Origin of the sequence: Isoptericola sp. AK164, from assembly GCF_029643425.1 — a bacterium.
GTDB lineage: Bacteria > Actinomycetota > Actinomycetes > Actinomycetales > Cellulomonadaceae > Isoptericola > Isoptericola haloaureus.
Genome location: NZ_CP119106.1, coordinates 2,556,830 through 2,579,242 on the forward strand (window position 1 = coordinate 2,556,830; position 22,413 = coordinate 2,579,242).

Below are 22,413 nucleotides of genomic sequence, written 5' to 3' on the forward strand. Positions count from 1 at the left end.
GACACGCACGTCTCGCCTGGCGTCGTGGCGCCCCCCGTCGACGTCACGAACCGCTAGCGTGTGAGGGTGGCCACCTTCCAGCAGACTCCCAGCCCACAGGGGCACGGGCGCACGTACGAGGACGACCTGCGCCTGGCCCACGTGATCGCCGACCAGGTCGACTCGATGACGATGTCCCGGTTCCGCGCGGTCGACCTCCATGTCGAGACCAAGCCGGACCAGACGCCGGTCTCCGACGCCGACCGCGGCGCGGAGGAGTTCATCCGCGCCCAGCTCGCCCGCGCCCGCACGCGTGACGCCATCGTCGGCGAGGAGTTCGGCGAGGCCGGCAGCGGGTCGCGCCGCTGGATCATCGACCCCATCGACGGCACGAAGAACTTCGTGCGCGGCGTGCCCGTGTGGGCGACGCTCATCGCGCTCGCCGACGGCGACGAGGTCGTCATGGGCCTCGTCTCGGCTCCTGCGCTCGGCCGCCGGTGGTGGGCCGCCAAGGGCTCCGGCGCCTGGACCGGCAAGTCCATCGCCGCCGCCACGCGGATGCACGTCTCGGGGGTCTCCTCCCTGGGCGACGCCTCGTTCGCCTACTCGTCCCTGGACGGCTGGGAGGAGCGCGACAAGCTCAACGGGTTCCTCGACCTGACCCGCGAGTGCTGGCGCACCCGCGGCTACGGGGACTTCTGGTCGTACATGCTGGTGGCCGAGGGCGCCGCCGACATCGCCGCCGAGCCCGAGCTCGAGCTGTACGACATGGCGGCTCTCGTGCCGATCGTCGTCGAGGCCGGCGGCCGCTTCACCTCGCTCGACGGCGAGGACGGTCCGTGGGGCGGCAACGCCGTGGCCACCAACGGGCTCCTGCACGACAAGGCGATGGTCTACCTCGGCTGACTCACGCCACTCCCCCGTCGCTGTGGGCATGAAATCTGCAGGCCGTCGGCATCGACGGCCTGCAGATTTCATGCCCACAGCGATGAGGAGGCGCAGCGATGAAGAGGCGCAGCGGTGGGTGGGGCGACGAGGTCAGGGGCGCGGGATCTGGTGGACCTCGCTCGGGTCGTACCAGAGCAGGTCCCGGTCGGTGACCCGCTGGACGGCGTCCGCGAGCGCCTCGTCGTCGGCGGCGTCGTCGGCGTCGACGGCCGCCAGGACCGCACGGACGTCCTCGGCGGCGGCCGGTTCGTCGACGTGCACGGCGGCCAGGGGCACGTCCGGGACGTCCCGCAGCACCTGCACCGCCGACGTCGCACCGTCCGCCGCACCGTCCGCGACGACGTCGTCCTCGACGTCCGCCGACACGACCACGCGCACGGGCGCCGCACCCGGCCGGGCCGCGATCAGCGACAGCGAGTCGTCGGCTGCCGCGAGGAAGGCCGCGTACTCGCGCCCCTCGTCGTCGGCGTCGGCGAGCTCGGCCGCGAGCGCCCCGGTCACGGCGTGCGCGCTCCGCGGGCCGACGGGCCAGCGGGTCACCCGCCCGACCACGGCGGTGTCGAGCTCGTCCAGAGTGGCGGGCACGTAGATGCGCATGGGGACAGTCTGCCCGACCAGGCCTTGCGGGGCCTTCAGGCCACCAGGTCGCGCACGTGGCCGGCCAGGGCGGCGAAGCCGTCCCGGGCGGACGACGACGGCGCATGCTCGGCCAGGCTCCGACCGGCGAGCACGGCGGCGTCGCACGCGGCGGCGTCGTCGGGCACGGGGTGCACGTCCGTCACCCCGCCGTAGCGGGCCAGCGCGGCGGCGACCGCTGCGGCGGGGTCCGGCCCGACCGCCGTCGACCGCACCCGGTTGGCGACGACGACCCGCCGGCCGGCCACCGGGACCGGCGCCTCGCCCAGGTCCTCCAGCGCCCGCACCAGCCGCTGGATGCCGATGGGGTCGGCGGCGCCCACGACCACCACGACGTCGGCGGCCTGCAGGGCGGCCAGGGTCGCGCCGTTGCGCTGCGGCGCGTGCGTGTCGTACATGAGCAGCTCGTCGGCCTCGACCAGCGGCCCGCAGTCGACCACCGTCCAGCGCGCCAGGTCGCGGGCGCGCTCCAGGACGACCTCGACGGCGCTGGCCGGCAGCTCGGGCCACCGGGACGCCCGGGTGATCCCCGTCAGCACCCGCAGGCGACCTGCCACGACCGGGGAGTGCCGGGCGAGCGTGGCGAGGTCCAGGCTGCCCTGGGAGGCCGCGCGGGCCGCGGCCGCCAGCCCCGGGGCGTCGTCGAGCAGGCCGAGCCGGGCCGCGAGGCACGAGCCGTAGGTGTCGGCGTCGACGAGGAGCGTGGTCTCCCCCGGCGGACGCCCGGAGGTAGCCCGACGGCGACCCCGACGCCGCGGCGCGGCACCGATCCCGGCGAGCTCGGCCGCGAGCTCCACCGCGGTGGTGGACCGTCCCGGCGCCCCGACCGGCCCCCACACCGCGACCACCTCGCCACGACGTCCCGGGGTCGCGCCGTCGCGCTCGAGGGTGGCGAGGTCGAGCTCGCCGGTGGCCAGCGGGTCGTCGATCGGGGCGGTGTCCCGCACGGCGTCGAGGAACCCGGGGTCGCCCGGCCCGGTGAGCACGGCGTCGGCGCCCAGCGCCTCCGCCCGGTCCGCGCCACCGGCGTGGGTCAGGGCGACGACACGGGTCCCGGCGGCGTGCAGCCGTCCGACCGCCTCCCGGTCGAGCCCGACGAGGTCGGCCGTCACGACGGCGACGGTGCCCGCCCCGGCGGCCGCGGCGGCGAGCAGCTCGGCCACGTCGCCGCACCGCCGGGTCACTGTGGCACCCGACCCCGGGGCGCCGAGGGCGACGACGACGTCGGGCTCCTCCGGGCCGTCGACGGCGCACAGGACGGTGACGGGTGCGGCCATCAGGCACCCGCCACGGGGACGACGGCGATCGACCCGTCGGCGCCCAGCGCGGCCAGGACCGACGGCAGCTCCTGCGTGCCGACCAGGACGTGCACGGTGCCACCGTCGGCCACGACCAGGCCGCTGTCCGAGACGTCGACCTGCTCGACGACGACGTCGGCGACGAGCGGTGCGGGCTCGGGCGCGTCGCCCTTCGCTCCGGGTCGCGCCTCGGGCACGAACCAGAGGTCGACGACGGCGCCCGCGCGGATGCGCTCGGACAGCCCGGCGGAGATCGGGACGGCCACCGCCCGGACGTCGACGCCGTCGGCCGGGCCCAGGGCCGCGGCGGCCACGAGCTCGCCGTCCTCCACCACGCGCAGGGCGACCTGGTCGGTGGGCGGACCGGCGTCCGCACGCAGGTACCGGGCGGTCTCGGTGCCGAGGTTGACGTCGACGACCCGCAGGCTGTCCGCCGCCACGGGTTCGCCGGGTGTCAGGGTGCCGGCCGCGGCGTAGACGGGCACGGTGCGGTCCGCGTCCGCGACGACCCAGGACCCGAGAGCGACCGCACCGGCCACGAGGACGAGCCCGACGACGAGCCGGGGATCTCGCCAGGTGGGCCGGCGCAGGCGGGGTGCGACAGGGGTCGGCAGGGCGTCGTCGTTCACGGAGCGGTCCTTCGGTTCGGCCGGGCGCATCGTCGCGTCCGGCGGGCGGGGGCCGTCGGTTCGCCGCCACCCTAGCGCCGGGACCAGCGACGATGCAGTCGTCTCCCATCATCCGGGACGAGGGGGTGCCCCCGCCACCATCCGCGACCCCCTGTGGACAACCGCGATGAAGCAGCACGACTGTGTCAGGATGGGGCCATGCCCGGTCGTTTCCTCTCCCTCGCCGAGGTCCAGGAGATGCTCAGCATCTCCGCCACCCAGGCCTACTCGCTGGTCCGCACCGGGGAGCTCCCCGCGATCCAGGTGGGCCCCAAGAAGGTCTGGCGCGTCGAGGCCGCCCAGCTCGAGGAGTACATCGAGCGGCAGTACGCGCGCACCCGCGAGCGCATCGCCTCCGGCGAGATGTGATCACGCCTCGCTGACCCGCAGCAGCGCGGCGAACGGCACGACCCGGGACACGGGCCGGGCCCGGTCGACCTCCGCGACGTCCAGGTGGTCGGCACCCACCCGCGCGATGCGACCCACGACCTGACCGGACGCGGTCCGCACCTGCACGCGAGCACGGTCCCGCTGCAGCCCCCGCAACGCCGTCCCCAGTCCCAGCCGGTCGGTGCGCGCCGCCGAGGGCCGCGCGTGCGGCCCGAGCCCGACCAGGCCCGCCACCCCGGCCAGGGGGACGACGTGCTGCACCCGGCCCCGGGCACCGTGCGCGTCGAGCTGGAGCCAGGTGTCGGCGACGTGCGCCACACGACCCTCGAGCACCTCCCCGTCCCGCAGCTCGACCCGGAGCGGACCGTCCGCGGCGCGCAGCCGGTCGGTCAGCCCCACCGAGGCCTGCTCGGCGCGCGTGAGCTCGGCGACAGCACCCTCGCGCTCAGCAGCCTCCTCGGCCGCGAGCTGGGCCTCGAGGTCGGCGAACAGCAGCGCCCAGCGCGAGGCGTCCGACGGCGTCATCGACATCTCCTTACCGCTTGCGGGTGGACCGGACCAGCATGCCCGCTCTGGACAGGACGGCCGAACTCTGCTGGGATTTCCGACATCACGACGCATCAACTGCTATCAAACGACACGATCAGAGTGGATCAGATGACAACCTTGAGAAGAGTCGACGTCGAGGGATCGACGGGCGCCGGGCGGTCGCTGGCCGGGCTCGTGGCGTGCGCCGTCGGCGGCGCCGTCGTCCTGGCGCTCCTGGGACTGCGCCTCGGAGCGATCGTCCCGCGCGACGGCGGGACCGCCGCCCGCACCGGGATCGACCGGTGGGTGGAGATCACCGTGCTGACCGTCGGCGCGGCCGCGACCGCGTGGCTGACGCTCGGCGCCCTCGTCGCGCTGGCGTGCGTCGCCGTCGTACCCCGGTACCGCGCCCGGGCGGTGGACACCGCCCTCGGGCGGTGGACTCCTCGCGTGGTCCGCCGGCTGGCCCGCGGTGCCGTCGGGCTTGGCGTCGGAGCGGGCCTGGCGCTCGCCCCGTCCGCCGCGCTGGCCGACGAGCCCGTCGACTCCCCCGCGACCGTCCTCGACGTGGGCTGGCGGTCGACGGCGGACGTCGCACCCGACCGGACCGACGTGCCGGAGGACGTCTCGGCCCACCCGATCGCCCTGGAGCCCCGCGCGACGTCTGCGCCGGACCGGCAGGTCGGCGGCACGTCCGGCGCCACGTCCGAGGAGGCCACCGTGGCTGCGACCACGTCCTCCGACGCCGCTCCCGCGTCACGGGCGACGACCGGCCCGGACGCGGCCGAGGTGGTGGTCCACCGCGGGGACAGCCTGTGGGAGATCGCGGCCCGCGGGCTGCCGGCGTCCGCCACGGACGCGGAGGTCCTCGCCGCGACGACCCGGTGGCACGAGGCCAACCGCGACGTCATCGGCGCCGACCCCGACGTGATCCTGCCGGGCCAGGTCCTGCAGGCCCCCTGAGCCCCGCATCCGCTGAGCCCCGCACCCGCCGACCACCGACCGCCGTCCTGTCGTCACGAACCCCGAGGGAGCCGTCATGACCGTCACGCCCACCGCACCGCCCCGTCAGGACCCGCCGCAGGGCCCCCGGCCGCGCCGGCTCCGCGTCTCGGCGCCTCCCGGCGGCCGGCCGCCCGCGCGCCCGCCCCAGGCGCCGACGCACCGTCCGCCGTCGCGCCGGGTGCGGGTCGGCGCGGACTCCGCCCCGCCGGCTCCGGTCCCCGGGCGCCCGCTCGCCCCGACGGAGCAGCCGGCCGCCCCGCACCCCGCGGACCCGACCGCCCTGTGCTGCTCGGTGGTGCGCGCAGCCGTGGAGGTGCTGCGGGGCGAACGGCCCGTGGCTCAGGTGGCGCGCTGGGTCACGCCGCAGGTGTACGACCAGCTGACGCAGCGTGCCCGCCTGCTGCGGTCACGCCCGGCGGCGGCCGCGACGACGCGGCCCGTCGCCGTGCGGCGGGTGCGCATGGTGCGGCTCGGCGCCGCGACGGCGGAGGCCACGGTCGTGCTCGAGGACCGCGGACGCGTGCGCGCCGCGGCGGCCCGGCTCGAGGTGCACCGGGGCACCTGGCGGGTCGCCGTGCTCGAGCTCGGGTGAGGACGCCCCGGTCCCCCGGGGCGTCCGTTCACTCGTTGGCGCCGTGGCAGACCTTGTACTTCTTGCCCGAGCCGCAGGGGCACTGGGCGTTGCGGGGCGTGCCGGGGAACGTGCGCCCGTCGGCGTTGGCCGCGCTCGCCTCGCCGTGCAGCGCACGACGCGCCGCCCGGGAGTCCCCGGTGCGGGAGGTGGACCCGTCCTCACTCGGCGCCGAGTACTGCAGGTTCTGCGGCCGCTGCGGCGTCTCGAGACCCTTCGCGACGAGCGTCGGCTCCTCCGAGCCGCCGAACGCCGCCGGGATCTCCTGCTCCGAGGTGGTGTCCGTCTCGGCCTCGACCGGCTCGTCCTCGGCGGCCGGGGCCTCCTCGACGACGTCGGCACCGGCCACCGAGGCCGCGCCGGCAGCGATGCCCTGGGCGGCCGAGGAACCGGCCGTCGCCGCCGCCGACTGCACGGAGACCTGCGGACCACCGCCCGCGGCGCCCTCCTCGCCCGGCTGCTTGACCTGGACCTCCAGGTTGAACAGGTAGCCGACCGACTCCTCCTTGATGGCCTCGGTCATGGCCTGGAAGAGCTGGTAGCCCTCGCGCTGGTACTCGATGAGGGGGTCGCGCTGGGCCATCGCGCGCAGCCCGATGCCCTCCTTGAGGTAGTCCATCTCGTAGAGGTGCTCACGCCACTTGCGGTCCAGCACGGACAGGACCACGCGGCGCTCGAGCTGACGCATCGCCGGAGACCCGAGGGAGTCCTCGCGCGCCTGGTAGGCGACCCGCGCGTCGGAGAGCAGCTCCTCGAGGAGCATCTCCTTGGTCAGGCGGTCCCGGCCGCCGGCCTCGTCCACGACGTCGTCGACCGTGATCGAGACCGGGAAGACCGACTTCAGCGCGGTCCACAGCGAGTCCAGGTCCCAGCCCTCGGCGTTGCCGTCGTCGGCGGCACCCTCGACGTAGGCGGTGACGACGTCGGTGAGGAAGTGCTGGACCTGCTCGTGCAGGTCCTCGCCCTCGAGCACCCGACGACGCTCGTCGTAGATGACGGTGCGCTGGCGCGCCAGGACGTCGTCGTACTTGAGGACGTTCTTGCGGATCTCGAAGTTGCGCGACTCGACCTGCGACTGGGCGCTCTGGATACCGCGCGTGACCATCTTCGACTCGAGCGGCATGTCGTCCGGGAAGCCGGCGCGTCCCATCATCGACTCGGCCAGCCCGGAGTTGAACAGCCGCATCAGGTCGTCCTGCATGGACAGGTAGAAGCGCGACTCGCCCGGGTCGCCCTGTCGGCCGGAGCGGCCGCGGAGCTGGTTGTCGATCCGCCGGGACTCGTGCCGCTCCGTGCCGAGCACGTACAGCCCGCCCAGGTCGACGACCTCCTCGTGCTCGGAGGCCACGGACTCCTCGGCCTTGGCCAGCACCTCGGGCCACGCGGCCTCGTAGGCCTCCGGGTCCTCGGTGGAGTCGAACCCGCGCTGGGACATCTCGGCGACCGCGATGAACTCGGCGTTGCCACCGAGCATGATGTCGGTGCCACGGCCGGCCATGTTCGTGGCGACCGTGACGGCGCCCTTGCGTCCCGCCTGAGCGATGACGGCGGCCTCGCGGTCGTGCTCCTTGGCGTTGAGGACGTTGTGGGGGACGCCGGCGCGCTGGAGCAGCGTCGACAGCAGCTCCGACTTCTCGACGCTGGTGGTGCCCACCAGGACCGGCTGGCCCTTGGCGTGCCGCTCGACGATGTCGTCGACGACGGCGTTGAACTTGCCCTCCTCGGCCTTGTAGACGAGGTCGGGCTGGTCCATGCGGATCATCGGCCGGTTCGTCGGGATCGGGACGACGCCGAGCTTGTAGGTGCCCTGGAACTCCGCGGCCTCGGTCTCGGCCGTACCGGTCATGCCGGCGACCTTCTCGTACTGACGGAAGTAGTTCTGCAGGGTGATCGTGGCGAGCGTCTGGTTCTCCGCCTTGATCTGCACGCCTTCCTTGGCCTCGATGGCCTGGTGCATGCCCTCGTTGTAGCGGCGCCCGGCGAGGATACGGCCGGTGTGCTCGTCGACGATCATGACCTCGCCGTTGAGCACGACGTAGTCCTTGTCGCGGTTGAACAGCTCCTTCGCCTTGATCGCGTTGTTGACGAACCCGATCAGCGGGGTGTTCAGCGACTCGTAGAGGTTGTCGATGCCGAGGTAGTCCTCGATCTTCTCGATACCCGGCTCGAGGATGCCGACGGTGCGCTTCTTCTCGTCGACCTCGTAGTCGGTGTCGCGGTGCAGGCGCTTGACGACCTTCGCGAACTCGACGTACCAGCGGTTGGCGTCGCCCGAGGACGGGCCGGAGATGATCAGCGGGGTACGCGCCTCGTCGATGAGGATCGAGTCCACCTCGTCGACGATCGCGAAGTGGTGCCCGCGCTGGACCAGGTCGTCCGGCGACCAGGCCATGTTGTCGCGCAGGTAGTCGAAGCCGAACTCGTTGTTCGTGCCGTAGGTGATGTCGGCGGCGTACTGGCGGCGGCGCTCGTCCGGCGTCTGCCCGGAGACGATGATGCCCGTCTCCATACCGAGGAACCGGTAGACGCGGCCCATCAGCTCGCCCTGGTACTTCGCGAGGAAGTCGTTGGTGGTGATGACGTGCACGCCCTTGCCGTTCAGGGCGTTGAGGTAGGCGGCCGTCGTGGCGACCAGCGTCTTGCCCTCACCGGTCTTCATCTCGGCGATGTTGCCGTGGTGCAGGGCGGCACCGCCGATGAGCTGGACGTCGAAGTGACGCTGGCCCAGCGTGCGGCGCGCCGCCTCGCGGACCGTGGCGAAGGCCTCCGGGAGCAACTCGTCCAGGGAGGAGCCGTGCTCCAGGCGGTCCTTGAACCGCTGGGTCTCCTCCTGCAGCTCGGTGTCGCTGAGCTCGGTGAAGCTGTCCTCCAGCTGGTTCACCTGCTCGGCGAGCGCGGTCAGCTTCTTGAGGGTCCGCCCCTCGCCGATGCGGAGGATCTTCTCGAGGATCGCAGGCACGCAGTACTCCCGTGTCGGTGGTGCCCGGGTGACCCCGAGCCCGTTCGCTGGTGCCGACGGGACCCGCTGGCGTCGCCCTCGTCGCCCGTCGCACCGTCTGCCATCCTATTCGCTCTCGCGGCCCCGGTGGGCCGGGTTCGCGACCGACGAACGACGAGAGGGTGTCCGGACCGGTCTCAGCGGTCCGTCGAGAGCACCTCGGCGGCCCGGTCGGCGAGCTCGGCGCCGGCCGCCCCGTAGATGTGGAACACCGCGTCCGCGCCGTGGCGACGCAGCTCCGCGGCGTCGTCGTCGTACCGGGCGATCGCCGCGACCTGACCCTCGAACCCGGCGTCCTGCAGGCGGGACAGGGCGATGAGGTTCGCGTTGTGGAACGGCATCGCCAGCACCGCCAGGCGGACGTGCCCGGCCCGTTTGACCCGCGCCCAGAACTCGACGTCGGTGGCGTCCGCGCGCACCACCTCGAAGCCGTCGCCCTGCAGGGACGACACGCGGTTGACGTCGTGCTCGACGCCCACGACCCGCAGCCCGTACTCGTCGCGCAACCGGGCGCACGTCGTCGACCCCACGCGCCCCAGCCCCATGACCAGGGCGTCCACGTCGCCGATGTCCACGACCCGGTCGTCCGGGTGCAGGCGGGAGGGGTCCTTGGGCGGCAGGAACCGGGTGAGCCAGGCGGCGATCTCCACGCCCCGGCGGTTGACCGCCGCCGAGAGCGCGAAGCTCGCCGCGACGGCCAGGGAGATGACGATCAGCCAGTCGTCGTCGATCATGCCGACCTCGACCCCGACGGCGACCACGATGATGCCGAACTCGGAGTAGTTGCCCAGGGCGAGCCCGGTGAGGAAGGCCGTGCGCCGGCGCAGCCGGGCCGTCCACAGCAGGACCGCGTAGGCGGCGGCCTGCAGCGGCAGCATCAGCAGCAGCACGAGAGCCAGCGCGACGTGCTGCGGCTCGGGCGTCCCGTGCAGGCCGATCTCGAGGAAGAACGCGACGAGCATGACGTCCTTGAACGTCATCAGCGACCGGGACATCTCGCCGGCGCTCGGGTGGGCGGCCAGCAGCGCCCCCATGACCAGGGCACCGACGTCCCCGGACAGGCCGAGGTGCTCGAACAGGTAGAAGCCGGGACCGAGGGCCACCGCGACGCCGAAGATCGCCTGCAGCTCGCCGTGGCCCACCCGGGACCAGATCGCGTACAGCACGCGCCGCCCGGGGATGAACAGCAGCAGGGCGACGGCCCACAGGCTCGGCGGACGCCCCTCGGCGATCGCGAGGAACGTGACGGCGACGATGTCCTGGATGATGAGGATGCCGACGGCGATGCGCCCGTACAGGCTCGTGGCGTCCGACCGGTCCTCGAGCACCTTGATCACGAACACCGTCGAGCTGAAGGACAGCGCGAGCGCGATGAGCGCGAGGGTGCCGAGCCCGTCGCCGGCGACCAGCGCCATGCCCATCACGGCGAGCAGGCCGAGGAACCCGATGCCGACCGCGACGGCCAGCACCATGTGGCTCACCGTCGTCAGCCAGATCTCGGGCCGGACCAGGGAGCGCACGTCCAGCTTCAGCCCGATCGTGAACAGCAGCAGCGCCACGCCGACCTCGGCGATGGTGCCGAGCCCCGGCAGGTCCGGGGCACCCGCGGCGCCGAGCGCGAACCCGGCCGCGAGGAACCCCACCAGCGGGGGCAGGCGCACCAGCGTGGCCAGCACACCGCCGACGAACGCCACGCCGAGATAGAGCGCGAGGGTCTCCATGGGCACCTCCTCCCCCGTGCGCCGATCCTACGGTTCGAGAGCCCCCCGGGGGGACCTCAGTCCGTCATCCGGGTCCCGGCGGTCACCGCCAGCGCCGCGGACAGGTCGCCCCGCGGGGCCACGGCGACGTCGTCGAGACCCAGCCAGGCCGCGAGCGTCCACAGCTCGGCCGCGAGGCGGCCGGGGGTGTCCGGACCCGTGTCGTCGGTGCGGTGGGCGGCCATCACGCGCAGCACGCGCCCGGCCCGGTCGGCCTTGAGGTCCACCAGGGCGCCGATCCGCTCACCCTCGAGGAACGGCAGCACGTAGTAGCCCAGGCGGCGCTGCGGGGCCGGGGTGTAGATCTCGATCCGGTAGTGCAGGTCGAACAGGGCCAGCAGGCGCCGGCGCTCCCACACCAGGGGGTCGAAGGGGCTCAGCAGCGTGGCGGCCCCGGCCCGGCGGGGCACGACGGCGTCACGGTGGCGGTAGGTACGCTCCGGCCATCCCTGCACCTCGACGGGCACCAGCGTGCCGTCGTCGACGAGCTCGTCCAGCGCCGTGGTGACGGCGGGGCCGCGCAGCCGGAAGTAGTCCCGGAAGCACCGGACCGTCCCGACGCCGTGCGCCCGGGCGCCGAGCTCGAGCAGGCGGCGCACGGCGACGTCGTCGGGCACCGGGGGCGTCGCCCGGACCGCGGGCGGCAGCACCCGCTCGGCCAGGTCGTAGCAGCGCTCGAACGACCCGTTGCGCCGGGCCGAGAGCACCTCACCGGTGAAGAACAGGTACTCCAGGCAGCGTTTCGCCACCGACCAGTTCCAGCCCCACGCCTCGCGGGACCGGCCGCCCGACCGCCCGGCGGCCTCCAGCTCGGCGTGGATCCGGCCGGCGGTGACGGGCCCGAGGTCCGTCACCAGCGAGCGCACCAGGTCCAGCTCGACCGGGTGCGCGTCGGTGGCGCCGGCGATGACGCCCCACGCCTCCTGCTGCGCCGCCCGGCGGCGCCACTCCAGCAGCGGGTAGGTGGCGGCGGGGACGTAGGAGGCCTCGTGCGCCCACGTCTCGACCAGCTTCCGCGGCGCCCGACCGGCCGCCCGGTCCAGCAGGGCGGTGTCGTACGGCCCGAGGCGGGAGAACAGGGGCATCAGGTGGGCGCGGGCGAGCACGGTGACCGAGTCGATCTGCAGCAGGTTGATGCGCTCGACCGTGCCGGTCAGGCGGCGCATGGTCACCGGTGCGTCGCGCCGGGGCCGGTCCAGCGCCTGGGCGCGCAGCGCGACCCGCCGGGCCTGGGCCCGTGTCATCGTCTCCACGCCCGCCATCGTGCCGGACCCCTCCGACACGCGAGCGGGTCCCTGCCCACGACCGTGGGCAGGGACCCGCTCCTGCGCCAAACCTCAGGTCAGCTCGGTGACGGGGGCCGCCGCCGCGCAGGTGGTGTCCAGCTCGATGACCCCGTAGGACCACCCGCGACGCCGGTACACCGCCGCCGGTCGTGCGGACTCCTTGTCGATGAAGAGGAAGAAGTCGTGGCCCACGAGCTCCATGCGCTCGACCGCGTCGTCGACGGTCATCGGCTCGCCGTGGTGCAGCTTCTGACGGATCACCACCGGCGAGTCACCGAGCTGGTGCTCGATCGCGTCGCCCGGCGACTCCAGCACGGCGTGCTCCGGCTCGGACCGCTCCGCCAGCACCTCGTCGACCGTGCTCGGGTCGGCGAAGGGACGCGAGTCGTCCGCGGCCCGACGCCGGTGGTCCTTCTTGTGCCGGTCCCGCGACCGCCGCAGACGCTCACTGAGCTTCTCCATGGCGAGGTCCAGCGCGGCGAACCGGTCGTCCGCGGCCGCCTCGGCGCGGATGATGGGCCCCTTGGACCGCACCGTGAGCTCGACCCGCTCGCTGACGTCCGACAGCCGCGGGTTCTTCTCGTGCGTGACCTCGACGTCCACGCGACGCGTGTTCGGCGAGAGCTGGGTGATCTTGGTGAGCTTGTCCTCGACGTGGTGACGGAACCGGTCCGTCACCTCCGTGTGCCTGCCGACGACGGCGATCTCCATCGTGTCGCTCCACTTCATCAGGGTGGCCGCCGCATCTCGCGGCCGGCCGGGGAGTTCGGTCTGGGCACCGTTGCCGGTGCCAGGGATGGCACCACCTCCCGGTCGCCGGGTCGTCGCCCGGTCCGCTCGTGCGATGCGACTCCCTGCCGCGTGCGGCGGGGCGTCGTCGGATACTCACAGTAACCCCAACGTGACCTCGGGGTGAACCGCTGGCCGCGATCACGTGCCCAGGCGTGTCGCGGCGCCGTCCGGCGGGGGTGTCGCGGCGAGCACGAACGCCCCCAGGACCTGGTGGCCGCCGCGGCCGAGGACCTGCTCGGCGACCGCCAGCGTCGCCCCCGTGGTCAGCACGTCGTCGACGAGCACGCAGACCGTGGGCTGCCGCAGCCGCCCGTGCCGCAGGGCGACCGACGCCGCGAGGTTCCGCCCGCGTGCCCGGGCGCCCAGGCCGACCTGGTCGCGCGACGGGCGCCGGCGCAGGGCGGGCACGACCCTCGCCCGCAGGCCTGCCGCCGCGAGCCCGTCGGCGACCGCGTCGGCGAGGGTCCGCACCGGTTCACGTGCCCGACGCCACCGCGCCCCCGGGGCCGACGGGGCCGGCACCACCGCGACCGGCCGCGACGCCGCGGCCGCCCGCAGCCGGGGCGCCGTCGTGCCGGCCGCCCGGCGCAGCGCCGGCACGAGCAGCCGGTCCAGGTCCGCGCGCCCGCGGTCCTTCCAGGCCACGACGAGGTCGCGCACGGCGCCCGCGTAGTCCGCGAGCGCCCAGGTCGGCAGGGGGCCCGCGCCGTCCAGCCGGTCCAGGCGGGGGGCACCGGCCTCGACCCGCCGGGCCGGACCGCCGACGGCGGCACGCGCGCAGCCGGGGCACCACGGCACGTCGGGGAGCCCGCACCCGGGGCAGACGACGGGGACCACGAGGCGGGCCAGGTCGGTGAGCACCCGCCGAGCGTGCCCGACCGGTCGCGGTCGACGCGGGTCCGGGCCCTCGACGAGCCCGGCCCGGTGCACGGCGGCCGGCTGTGGTCGACGCGTGCGGGGCGTCAGCCGGGGTAGGCGACCGCGACGACGTCCTCGGCGACCGTCGGCCAGAGCGCAGCGCTCTGGCGCGTCTGGAGCACCCCGTCCGCGTCGAGCACCAGCATCGGGCTGGCGCCCACCCCGGACGCCACGGCGACGGGGGCCCCGGGGGTGACGAGCGTCCGCGACCCGGCGTCGGCGGTGCCGGCGAGCCCGCCGACGCCGGCCACGGACAGCACGCGGGTCCCGTCCGGGTCCCGCCCGAGCAGCACCACGGTCGTCTCGTCGGACCAGTCGGCCGCGGCCACGCCCGGCACCGGCGCACCGACCCGCCACGGCGTAGACAGGCCCGTGGGGACGTCGTCGGCGTCCCGCTGGACGGCGGCGACCCACACCTCCGGGCCGTCGGACCCCTCGACCACGACGACGACGCGAGCGGCCTCCGGGGACACCCGCACCGACCGCACCGGCCGGTCGACGAGCCACTCGGCCTCCAGCGGCGCGGCCCGCCCCGCGGCCCCCACGACCCACAGCTCGCCGTCCACCGCGGTCCACACCGTGCCGAACCGGTCGACCGACGGGGGCAGCACGCCGTCGCCCTGCAGCAGCTCCACCGGTGCCTCCTCGGCCGTGACACGCAGCAGACGGTCGGGTCCGTCGCGCACCACGACCGGGCCCTCGTCGGGCCCCGTCCCCACGGCGGTGAGGTCGAGACCGCCGGTGCGCAGCGGTGCGGCGAGCTCGACGAGCTCCGTGCCGGCCACGCGCCGCAACGAGGTCGCCCCCTCGGCGTCCTCCACGACGGCGAGCGCGTCCCCGACGGTCACCGGCCGCGAGGGCGCGTCGGCCGGCCCGACCGCCAGCGGGTTGTTGCCGTCGGACAGCTCGACGCTGCGCCCGTCGCCCTCGCGCAGGGTCTCCTCGAGCTGGGCGACCAGCAGGGCGCGGTCCTCGGCCGGGGCGGCGGAGATGGCCGACGTCACCGACACGCCGATCACGCCGCGGTCGTCCACGCTGACGGAGTCGATCGCGAGGGTCGTCCCCTCCGGCACCACCGAGACGACCGACTGCCGCAACGGTTCCGGAGGACCGGCCAGGATCTCCTGCGTGGCGGCGGTCCGCCAGGACTGCTCGGGGTACCACCGCACGTCCGGGACCCACCAGCGCCGGTCCGGGGTCGGGTAGTACAGGGTCGTGCGGTGGAAGGCGTCGGCGAGGAAGTTGGCCAGCACCAGCAGGCCGTCGTCCAGCTCGGTGATGCGCCACTCGCCGTCGGTCCCGCGCGACAGCTCGTAGCCGACCTCGACCGTACTCGGCGCGGGCAGCTCGGTGTACGTGCCGGTCTCGTCGATGGTGGCCGTCACGAGCGCCTCGCCCCGCACCGACGTGGTCGCCGAGGAGTCGTCGAAGTCCTCGACCGTCCAGTCGGGGTACTCGGCGAGCACCAGCACCGGGGCGCCCCGGTCCCACTCCGACCAGGCGACCGGCGTGAGGTACTCCCGGGCGACGGTGAAGGTGTTCGTCGAGGCCGGCCCGAACTGCGCCACCGAGACGAAGTCCTGCACGATCTGCTGCGGGTCGGCGCCGGGCGACGGCCCCTGGACGTTGAACCCGACCTCCACGGGGTTGTCGACGCGGACCTCGCCCTCCATCACGTCCCCCGAGGTCGGCATCGACGCGCAGCCGACCAGGACGAGCGCGGTCGCGACGAGGCCGGCGACCGTCGTCGCGACCCTCCGCAGCGGTGCGTGCGCGCTCATGAGGACTCCTCCTGGCTCACCGAGAGGTCGGGGATCGCGGTCGGCGTCGGCCCGGTGGGCGGGTTGACCACCGGCACCTGGCCGGTCGGCACGTGGCGTCCGGTCGAGCGGGCGGGCCCCTCCAGCGGCAGCGGCGACCCGGTCAGCTTGATGCCGGCGCGCCGGGGCAGCGTCAGGCGGAAGCTGGCCCCCGCGCCGGGGCTGCCCCAGGCCTGCAGCCGGCCGGCGTGCAGCCGCGCGTCCTCCTGGGAGATCGCCAGGCCCAGTCCGGTGCCGCCCGTGGTGCGGGCACGGGCCGGGTCCGCGCGCCAGAACCGGTCGAAGACCCGGTTGAGCTCGTCCGGCGTCAGGCCGATCCCGTGGTCGCGCACCACCACGGCGACGGCCTTGTCGTCGGCCCCGACCGACACCTCGACCGGGTTGCCCTCGGCGTGCTCGACGGCGTTGACTACCAGGTTGCGCAGGATGCGCTCGACCCGCCGCGGGTCGATGTCGGCGCGCACCGCCTCGCCGGGCATGTCGACGGACAGGAACACCCCCTTGCGCTCGGCCAGCGGGGCCGCTGTCTCCACGACGGCGGTCACCACGTCACGCAGGTCGCGGTGCTCGACGTCCAGCACCGCGGCCCCGGCGTCGAACCGGCTGATCTCGAGCAGGTCGGTCAGCAGCTCCTCGAACCGGTCGAGCTGGGTCTGCAGCAGCTCGGCCGACCGGCGGGCCGCCGGGCCCAGGTCCTCGCGCGCGGCGTAGATGACCTCGCCCGCCATCCGCACGGTCGTCAGCGGGGTGCGCAGCTCGTGCGAGACGTCGGAGACGAACCGGCGCTGGGAGGCGGACAGCTCCTCCATGCGCGCGATCTGATCCTCCAGGCTGGAGGCCATCTCGTTGAAGGTCCGGGCCAGGGTGGCCATCTCGTCCTGGCCGCGCGAGCCGGGCATGCGGACGTCCAGGTGGCCCTCGCCGAGGCGGGACGCCGCCGTCGCGGCACGACGCACCGGAGCCACCGTCTGGCGGGTCACCGTCCAGGTGAGCAGGCCGATCATCGCCAGGATCACCGCGCCGCCGACGGCCAGCGTGCGTTGGACGAAGCGCAGCGTCTCCTGCTGGGAGGCGAGCGAGTACAGCGCGTACAGCTCGTACGTCCCGGCCGAGGCGAGCTCGACCGTGGTGCCGAAGACGACGCCGGGCTCGTCCTGGCCGGACTCGCTGTACGCGGCCGGGATGAGCACCGACTGCAGCACGGGGCCGTCGGTGGTCAGCGTGGCCTCGCGCATGGCCGGGCTGACGACGTCGCGCACCGACAGGTCCTGCCGCGAGGACGGGTCCACCAGGGGCAGGCTCTGGTCGGGCGCCTGGCGCAGGAAGTAGTCCTGCGCGCTGGAACCGATCGCGCTGAGTCCGAGGATGACGTCGCGCAGGAGCGACTGCTGCTCGCCGATCGTCGTGGCCGTCGAGGCGGAGAACCGTGACTGGGTCTCCTGGACGAGCGCGGCGTTCTCCGCCTCGATCTGGTCGATGCGCTGCTCGAACAGCCCGTCCCGCACGGAGTAGGACAGGAACAGGCCCAGGACCACCACCACCAGCACGCCCAGGGCGAGGGCCGAGGTGACCACGCGCACCTGCATCGAGGAGCGCCAGCGCAGCCCCAGCGAGCGCGCCCCCGCGGCCACGGGGTTCTGCGGTCCGGTGGCGGGTCCCTCCGCCGCGGGGACGCCGTCGTCGTCCGCGGTGGGTCGACCCGCCCGCTCGTCAGCGGGCGGCACCGGCCTTGTAGCCCACACCCCGCACCGTCTGGACGACCTCGGGGCTCTCGGGGTCCTTCTCGATCTTGGAGCGCAGCCGCTGGACGTGGACGTTCACCAGGCGGGTGTCCGCGCTGTGGCGGTAGCCCCACACCTTCTCCAGCAGCACCTCGCGGGTGAACACCTGCCAGGGCTTGCGCGCGAGCTCGACGAGCAGGTCGAACTCGAGCGGCGTCAGGCTGATGCGCTCGCCGTCGCGGGTGACCGCGTGGCCGGTGACGTCGATCTCCACGTCACCGATCTTGAGGCGCTCGGGGCCGGGCTCGTCGGAGCGGCGCAGCCGCGCACGGACGCGGGCGACCAGCTCCTTGGGCTTGAACGGCTTGGTCACGTAGTCGTCGGCACCGGACTCCAGGCCGAGGACGACGTCGACCGTGTCCGTCTTGGCGGTGAGCATGATGATGGGCACGCCCGACTCGCCGCGGATCTCCCGGGCGATCTCGATGCCGTCCTTGCCGGGCAGCATCAGGTCGAGCAGCACCAGGTCGGGCTGCAGGGAGCGAAACATGCCGATCGCCTCGTCGCCGTCGGCGCAGAAGCTCGTCTCGAACCCCTCCGACTCCAGGACGATGCCGATCATCTCGGACAGCGCAGTGTCGTCGTCGACCACCAGGACACGGGACCTCATGGGCACAGTCTGCCAGGTGGGGCGGACATGCACGTCCGGGCGCGCCCGGGGGACCCGGGGAGGTTATAGGGTCGGTGGCGGTCCCGCACCGCCCGTGTCTCGCCCGAGGAGTCCGCATGAGCTCGCCCGACCAGCCGACCCCGCCCTCCGGCTGGGGGGAGGCTCCGCGCCCGCCCGCCTACGGGCAGTACGGCCCGGGGCAGTACGGCGGCGGGTCCGGCGGCGGCCCCGCCGGCGGAGGACCGGCCACGCCGCCCTCGCCCTACGGCCCCGCGGCGAGCAAGCCGGGCGTGGTGCCCCTGCGCCCGCTCTCCCTCGGCGAGGTGTTCGACGGCTCGTTCTCCTCGGTCCGGCACAACCCGGGCGTGATGCTCGGCCTGGTCACGCTCGTCGTCGTCGTCGCCACGCTGGTGGCCGTCGTGCTGGCCCAGGTCGCCGTGCCGTGGCTCACCGGCCTGTTCTCGTCGGCGCCGCTCGACGACCCCGAGGTCGGGATGCTGTTCCCCGACGCCGGCGCCATGGCGCAGGTCGTCTCGATCTCGCTGGCGATGTCGCTGACCCTCGTGATCGCCCAGCCGATCGCCGAGGGGATCGTCACCGTCTCGGTCAGCCAGTCGGTCATCGGCCGCAAGCTCTCGGTCGGCGAGGTCTCGGCCCGGGTCCGTCCGCGCCTCGGCGTCCTGATCGGCTGGATGCTGCTGCGCACCGTGGGCCTCTTCGTGGGCTACACGGCGGCCGTCGTGCTGGTCGTCCTGGTCGTGGCCGGCACCAACGCCGCCACCGGCTCCACGGCCGCCACCGTGCTCGTGGCGATCCTGGGCGTCGTCGCCGTCGTGGCCGCCGCGCTGTGGCTGTGGGTCCGGCTGCTGCTCGTCGCCCCCGCGCTCGTCCTCGAGGGCCGCGGGCTGGGCAGCACCCTCGCCCGGGCCTGGCGGCTCACCCGCGGCAACTACTGGCGCATCCTCGGCACGATCCTGCTGGCGAGCATCATCGCCGGGCTGGCCGGCCAGGTCGTCGGCGTCCCCCTCGCCTTCGCCGGGCAGGCCGTCGACGGCACGGCGGTGTTCGGCTGGGGCTACCTCGTGGCGTCGATCGTCGCGTCGGTCCTGACCACGCTCATCTACCTGATCTTCGTCTCCGGCGTGGTGGCGCTGGTCTACACCGACGTCCGCATGCGCCGCGAGGGCCTGGACGTGCGCCTGGCGCAGGCCGCCGAGCGGGCGGCCGCGGAGCAGGCCGGCCCCGCCGGGCCCACGGCGCCGGGACCGCCGCCGACCGGATCCGCCCCGCAGTGGTGACCACGCGCGCGGCCGCGGTGCTCGCCGAGGTCCCCGTCGACCCCGACCGGGAGACGGCGCGCCGCTGGCTCGTCGAGGAGCTCGCCCGGCCCGAGTACGCGCAGGACGAGTCGTGGCTGATGCGCCTGCTGGACTGGTTCCTGGGGCTCTTCGACGGACTCGGCACCGTCGACGGCGACCCCCTCGTGCTGGCCGCCCTCGTCGTCGGCGTCCTCGCCGTCGTGGCGGCGCTGGCGTGGTGGATCTCCGGTCCCGTCCGGCTGCGGCGTCGTGCGCAGGCCCGGTCCGTCGTCGTGCACGACGACGACCCGCGCACCGCCGCCGAGATGCGCGCCGCGGCCGACGCGGCCGCCGCACGCCAGGACTGGGCCACGGCGGTGCTGGAGCGATTCCGCGCCGTGGTCCGCGACCTCGAGGAACGAGCCGTGCTCGACGAGCGGCCCGGCCGCACCGCCCAGGAGGCCGCCCGCGACGCCGGCGCGCGCGTGCCGCAGATCGCCGACCCGCTGCGGGCGGCCGCCCGGCTGTTCGACGGCGTCTGCTACGGGCACCGCCCGGCCGGCCCCGGGGACGACGACCGGCTGCGCGCCCTGGAGGAGCAGGCGGCCGCCGCGCGACCCGCGACCCCGGCGACGGCGGACGCCCCGTGAGCGCCCCCACCACCGAGGCCACCGGCACCTGGACGGCGAGCGCCACCGGGGACGGCACCACGTTCGCCTCGCGCAGCCGCCGACGCTGGCGCACCGTGCGCTGGGCGCTGCTCGTCCTGGTCAGCCTGGCCGCGCTCGTCGCGCTGCTGGCCGTCCTGCGGCCCCCGACCTCCACCACGCCGTACGACACCGGCAACACCCGGGACGACGGTTCGCGCGCGCTGGCCCAGGTGCTCGCGCGCCAGGGCGTCACCGTCCAGCAGGTCGACCGGGTCGCCGACGCCGTCGCCGCCGCCGGACCCGGCACGACGCTGCTCGTGCCGCCGTCTCCCTACCTGCTGGCCCAGCAGGCCGAGGCGCTCGCCGGGACCGAGGCCGACGTCGTCGTCGCCGACGCCGGGCACGACCTGCTGGACGCCGTCTCCGCGGGCCGGATCGGACGTGCCGAGCGCGGGACCACGCCGCCGACCCCCGTCCCGCCGGACTGCGAGCTGCCCGCCGCCGTCGCCGCCGGCGCCTCGCTCCTCGAACCCGGTCTGGAGGCGCTGTCCGACGGGGTGACCACGTGCTGGCCCGGTCGGATGTCGAACACGGCGGCGCTCGCGACGACCGAGCAGGACGGGCGCACCGTCACGGCGGTGCACGACGCGGCGTTCCTGCGCAACGGCGACGTGCTCACCGAGGGCAACGCCGCGCTCGCGCTGCACCTGCTCGGTCAGCACCGCCGGCTCGTCTGGCTCGTCCAGGACCCCGGCGACCTCAGCGCGACCGACCTGGACGCGCCGTCCGGCCCCGGCTCCCCCGGCGAGTCCGCCGGACTGGCCGACCTGCTGCCGCCGTGGTTCGGCGCCGTGGCCTGGTGGGCCCTGCTCGTGGCGGTCGTCGCCGCGCTGTGGCGAGTGCGTCGCCTGGGCCCGCTCGTGGCCGAGGACCTGCCCGTCGTCGTGCCCGCCGCCGAGTCCACGCGCGGTCGTGGCCGGCTGTACCGGCGCGCGCGCTCGCGCGGCCATGCCGCCGCCGGCCTGCGCGCCGCGGCTGCCGCCCGCGTCGCCCACCGGCTCGGGTTGCCCCGCTCGGCCGACCGCGCCACCGTGGTCGACGCCGTGGTCCGCGCCACGGGCGGCGACCCGCACACCGTCACCGACCTGCTGTACGGACCACCCCCGGCCGACGACGTGGCGCTCACCGAGCTCGCCCGCCGGCTCGACACCCTGGAGAGCGAGGTTCACCGACCGTGACCCACCCCGACGAGAACCTGCCCGCCGGCACCCCGCGGGACCGGCCGGTCGAGACCGCCGAGCCCACGGAGCGTCCGGCGGAGCGGCCGACCGAGCGCTCCCCCGAGGCACCGGCCGAGCCGGTCGCGGACCCCACGGAGCGGACGGCCGAGCAGCCGACCGAGCAGCCGACCGAGCCGGGCGTCCAGGAGACCGCCGCCGCACCCGCCCCGGAGCCCCCGCAGCCCTCGCTCGAGCTGCGCCGCGCGCTGGCGGGCGTGCGCACCGAGGTCGGGCGCGGCGTCGTCGGCCAGGACTCCGCGGTGACGAGCCTGCTCATCGCGCTGCTGTGCTCCGGCCACGTGCTGCTCGAGGGGGTGCCCGGCGTCGCCAAGACGCTGCTCGTGCGCACTCTCGCCGCGGCCCTGGACCTGGACTCCAAGCGCGTGCAGTTCACCCCCGACCTCATGCCCGGCGACGTCACGGGCTCCCTGGTCTACGACGCCCGCACCGCCGAGTTCTCGTTCCGCGAGGGACCGGTGTTCACCAACCTCCTGCTCGCCGACGAGATCAACCGCACCCCGCCCAAGACGCAGGCCTCCCTGCTCGAGGCGATGGAGGAGCGGCAGGTCTCCGTCGACGGCGAGCCGCGGCACCTGCCCGAGCCCTTCGTGGTGATCGCCACGCAGAACCCGGTCGAGCACGAGGGCACCTACCCGCTGCCCGAGGCGCAGCTCGACCGGTTCCTGCTCAAGGTGCTGCTCCCCCTGCCGGAGCGGGACAGCGAGATCGAGGTCCTGGCCCGGCACGCCGCCGGCTTCGACCCGCGCGACCTCGCCGCCGCGGGCGTGCGGGCCGTGGCCGGTCCGGAGACCCTCGCCGCGGCCCGCGCCGAGGTGCGCCGGGTCGAGGTCGCCCCCGAGGTGCTCGGCTACGCCGTCGACATCTGCCGCGCCACCCGCCAGTCCCCGTCGCTGCAGCTCGGTGTCTCCCCGCGCGGCGCCACCGCGCTGCTGGCCACCTCGCGCGCGTGGGCGTGGCTCTCGGGCCGCATGTACGTCACGCCCGACGACGTCAAGGCGCTCGCCTTCCCCACGCTGCGCCACCGCGTCCAGCTGCGCCCGGAGGCCGAGCTGGAAGGGGTGACCGCCGAGACCGTGCTCGGCACCGTGCTCGCCGCCGTCCCGGTCCCCCGCTGAC

The 22,413-nt window shown here is 74.8% G+C and carries 20 protein-coding genes; 8 read left to right on the forward strand and 12 right to left on the reverse strand.

Annotated features, from left to right (window positions below; all coding sequences use genetic code 11):
• Window positions 1-66: 66 nt before the first annotated feature.
• Complete coding sequence (gene hisN / locus PO879_RS11875; RefSeq protein ID WP_278235100.1) at window positions 67-885, forward strand: histidinol-phosphatase; 819 nt, start codon at window positions 67-69, stop codon at window positions 883-885.
• A gap of 132 nt (window positions 886-1,017) precedes the next feature.
• Here hisN and PO879_RS11880 read toward each other — a convergent pair whose 3' ends face one another.
• The 3 genes from PO879_RS11880 to PO879_RS11890 are packed head-to-tail and all read right to left on the reverse strand — an operon-like array spanning window position 1,018 to window position 3,490.
• Window positions 1,018-1,524 (reverse strand): hypothetical protein, encoded by a 507-nt coding sequence (locus PO879_RS11880; protein WP_278235101.1) that lies wholly within the window; start codon window positions 1,522-1,524, stop codon window positions 1,018-1,020.
• Window positions 1,525-1,559: 35 nt separating this feature from the next.
• Window positions 1,560-2,840: a hypothetical protein gene (locus PO879_RS11885; RefSeq protein ID WP_278235102.1), complete on the reverse strand. Its 1,281-nt coding sequence runs from the start codon at window positions 2,838-2,840 to the stop codon at window positions 1,560-1,562.
• Window positions 2,840-3,490, reverse strand: coding sequence for a hypothetical protein (locus tag PO879_RS11890; RefSeq protein ID WP_278235103.1), 651 nt, complete (start codon window positions 3,488-3,490; stop codon window positions 2,840-2,842). Before PO879_RS11890 ends, PO879_RS11885 begins: the two co-directional genes overlap by 1 nt.
• A 198-nt stretch (window positions 3,491-3,688) precedes the next feature.
• Between PO879_RS11890 and PO879_RS11895 the strand changes: the two genes are divergently transcribed.
• A complete protein-coding gene (locus PO879_RS11895) occupies window positions 3,689-3,898 on the forward strand; it encodes a helix-turn-helix domain-containing protein (RefSeq protein WP_278235104.1) in 210 nt (69 codons plus the stop codon).
• Here PO879_RS11895 and PO879_RS11900 read toward each other — a convergent pair whose 3' ends face one another.
• Window positions 3,899-4,444, reverse strand: a complete 546-nt coding sequence (locus PO879_RS11900; protein WP_278235105.1) for a hypothetical protein — start codon at window positions 4,442-4,444, stop codon at window positions 3,899-3,901.
• A 132-nt stretch (window positions 4,445-4,576) separates the two neighbouring features.
• Here PO879_RS11900 and PO879_RS11905 point away from each other — a divergent pair, with 132 nt between their 5' ends.
• Together PO879_RS11905 and PO879_RS11910 are read left to right on the forward strand one after the other, a co-directional pair.
• Window positions 4,577-5,410, forward strand: coding sequence for a hypothetical protein (locus PO879_RS11905; RefSeq protein WP_278235106.1), 834 nt, complete (start codon window positions 4,577-4,579; stop codon window positions 5,408-5,410).
• Between the two features lie 76 nt (window positions 5,411-5,486).
• On the forward strand, window positions 5,487-6,044 hold the full coding sequence (locus tag PO879_RS11910; protein ID WP_278235107.1) for an Rv3235 family protein: 558 nt from the start codon (window positions 5,487-5,489) through the stop codon (window positions 6,042-6,044).
• Between the two features lie 28 nt (window positions 6,045-6,072).
• Here the strand turns inward: PO879_RS11910 and secA are convergent, their stop codons facing one another.
• The 8 genes from secA to mtrA all read right to left on the reverse strand — a co-directional run bounded on the left by secA (window position 6,073) and on the right by mtrA (window position 18,048).
• Complete coding sequence (secA, locus tag PO879_RS11915) at window positions 6,073-9,042, reverse strand: preprotein translocase subunit SecA (RefSeq protein WP_278235108.1); 2,970 nt, start codon at window positions 9,040-9,042, stop codon at window positions 6,073-6,075.
• 176 nt (window positions 9,043-9,218) lie between these two features.
• Entirely contained in the window at window positions 9,219-10,802 is a 1,584-nt protein-coding gene (locus PO879_RS11920) for a cation:proton antiporter family protein (protein WP_278235109.1), read from the reverse strand.
• A gap of 56 nt (window positions 10,803-10,858) precedes the next feature.
• Entirely contained in the window at window positions 10,859-12,103 is a 1,245-nt protein-coding gene (locus tag PO879_RS11925) for a crosslink repair DNA glycosylase YcaQ family protein (RefSeq protein ID WP_278237522.1), read from the reverse strand.
• A gap of 75 nt (window positions 12,104-12,178) precedes the next feature.
• Window positions 12,179-12,838, reverse strand: a complete 660-nt coding sequence (gene raiA, locus PO879_RS11930) for a ribosome-associated translation inhibitor RaiA (protein ID WP_278237523.1) — start codon at window positions 12,836-12,838, stop codon at window positions 12,179-12,181.
• Window positions 12,839-13,057: 219 nt separating this feature from the next.
• Window positions 13,058-13,780: a ComF family protein gene (locus PO879_RS11935; protein ID WP_278235110.1), complete on the reverse strand. Its 723-nt coding sequence runs from the start codon at window positions 13,778-13,780 to the stop codon at window positions 13,058-13,060.
• Between the two features lie 101 nt (window positions 13,781-13,881).
• Window positions 13,882-15,618, reverse strand: a complete 1,737-nt coding sequence (locus PO879_RS11940; protein ID WP_278235111.1) for an LpqB family beta-propeller domain-containing protein — start codon at window positions 15,616-15,618, stop codon at window positions 13,882-13,884.
• A complete protein-coding gene (gene mtrB, locus PO879_RS11945; protein ID WP_347568598.1) occupies window positions 15,615-17,381 on the reverse strand; it encodes an MtrAB system histidine kinase MtrB in 1,767 nt (588 codons plus the stop codon). Before mtrB ends, PO879_RS11940 begins: the two co-directional genes overlap by 4 nt.
• On the reverse strand, window positions 17,368-18,048 hold the full coding sequence (gene mtrA, locus PO879_RS11950) for an MtrAB system response regulator MtrA (RefSeq protein WP_278235112.1): 681 nt from the start codon (window positions 18,046-18,048) through the stop codon (window positions 17,368-17,370). Before mtrA ends, mtrB begins: the two co-directional genes overlap by 14 nt.
• Before the next feature lie 116 nt (window positions 18,049-18,164).
• Here mtrA and PO879_RS11955 point away from each other — a divergent pair, with 116 nt between their 5' ends.
• From PO879_RS11955 to PO879_RS11970, 4 genes are read left to right on the forward strand one after another with little or no spacing between them, the layout of a single operon-like run.
• Entirely contained in the window at window positions 18,165-19,346 is a 1,182-nt protein-coding gene (locus tag PO879_RS11955) for a glycerophosphoryl diester phosphodiesterase membrane domain-containing protein (RefSeq protein WP_278235113.1), read from the forward strand.
• On the forward strand, window positions 19,343-19,996 hold the full coding sequence (locus tag PO879_RS11960) for a DUF4129 domain-containing protein (RefSeq protein WP_278235114.1): 654 nt from the start codon (window positions 19,343-19,345) through the stop codon (window positions 19,994-19,996). Before PO879_RS11955 ends, PO879_RS11960 begins: the two co-directional genes overlap by 4 nt.
• On the forward strand, window positions 19,993-21,234 hold the full coding sequence (locus PO879_RS11965) for a DUF4350 domain-containing protein (protein ID WP_278235115.1): 1,242 nt from the start codon (window positions 19,993-19,995) through the stop codon (window positions 21,232-21,234). Before PO879_RS11960 ends, PO879_RS11965 begins: the two co-directional genes overlap by 4 nt.
• Entirely contained in the window at window positions 21,231-22,412 is a 1,182-nt protein-coding gene (locus tag PO879_RS11970) for an AAA family ATPase (protein ID WP_278235116.1), read from the forward strand. The genes PO879_RS11965 and PO879_RS11970 overlap by 4 nt, the downstream gene beginning before the upstream one ends.
• Window position 22,413: the final 1 nt, after the last annotated feature.

Bases quoted from the DNA above. Each gene is read 5' to 3' on its own strand.
- PO879_RS11880 (WP_278235101.1), bottom strand. From the start codon at position 1,524: ATGCGCATCTACGTGCCCGCCACTCTGGACGAGCTCGACACCGCCGTG.
- PO879_RS11885 (WP_278235102.1), bottom strand. From the start codon at position 2,840: ATGGCCGCACCCGTCACCGTCCTGTGCGCCGTCGACGGCCCGGAGGAG.
- PO879_RS11895 (WP_278235104.1), top strand. From the start codon at position 3,689: ATGCCCGGTCGTTTCCTCTCCCTCGCCGAGGTCCAGGAGATGCTCAGC.
- PO879_RS11900 (WP_278235105.1), bottom strand. From the start codon at position 4,444: ATGACGCCGTCGGACGCCTCGCGCTGGGCGCTGCTGTTCGCCGACCTC.
- PO879_RS11905 (WP_278235106.1), top strand. From the start codon at position 4,577: ATGACAACCTTGAGAAGAGTCGACGTCGAGGGATCGACGGGCGCCGGG.
- PO879_RS11910 (WP_278235107.1), top strand. From the start codon at position 5,487: ATGACCGTCACGCCCACCGCACCGCCCCGTCAGGACCCGCCGCAGGGC.
- PO879_RS11920 (WP_278235109.1), bottom strand. From the start codon at position 10,802: ATGGAGACCCTCGCGCTCTATCTCGGCGTGGCGTTCGTCGGCGGTGTG.
- PO879_RS11925 (WP_278237522.1), bottom strand. From the start codon at position 12,103: ATGGCGGGCGTGGAGACGATGACACGGGCCCAGGCCCGGCGGGTCGCG.
- raiA (WP_278237523.1), bottom strand. From the start codon at position 12,838: ATGGAGATCGCCGTCGTCGGCAGGCACACGGAGGTGACGGACCGGTTC.
- PO879_RS11940 (WP_278235111.1), bottom strand. From the start codon at position 15,618: ATGAGCGCGCACGCACCGCTGCGGAGGGTCGCGACGACGGTCGCCGGC.
- mtrA (WP_278235112.1), bottom strand. From the start codon at position 18,048: ATGAGGTCCCGTGTCCTGGTGGTCGACGACGACACTGCGCTGTCCGAG.
- PO879_RS11955 (WP_278235113.1), top strand. From the start codon at position 18,165: ATGAGCTCGCCCGACCAGCCGACCCCGCCCTCCGGCTGGGGGGAGGCT.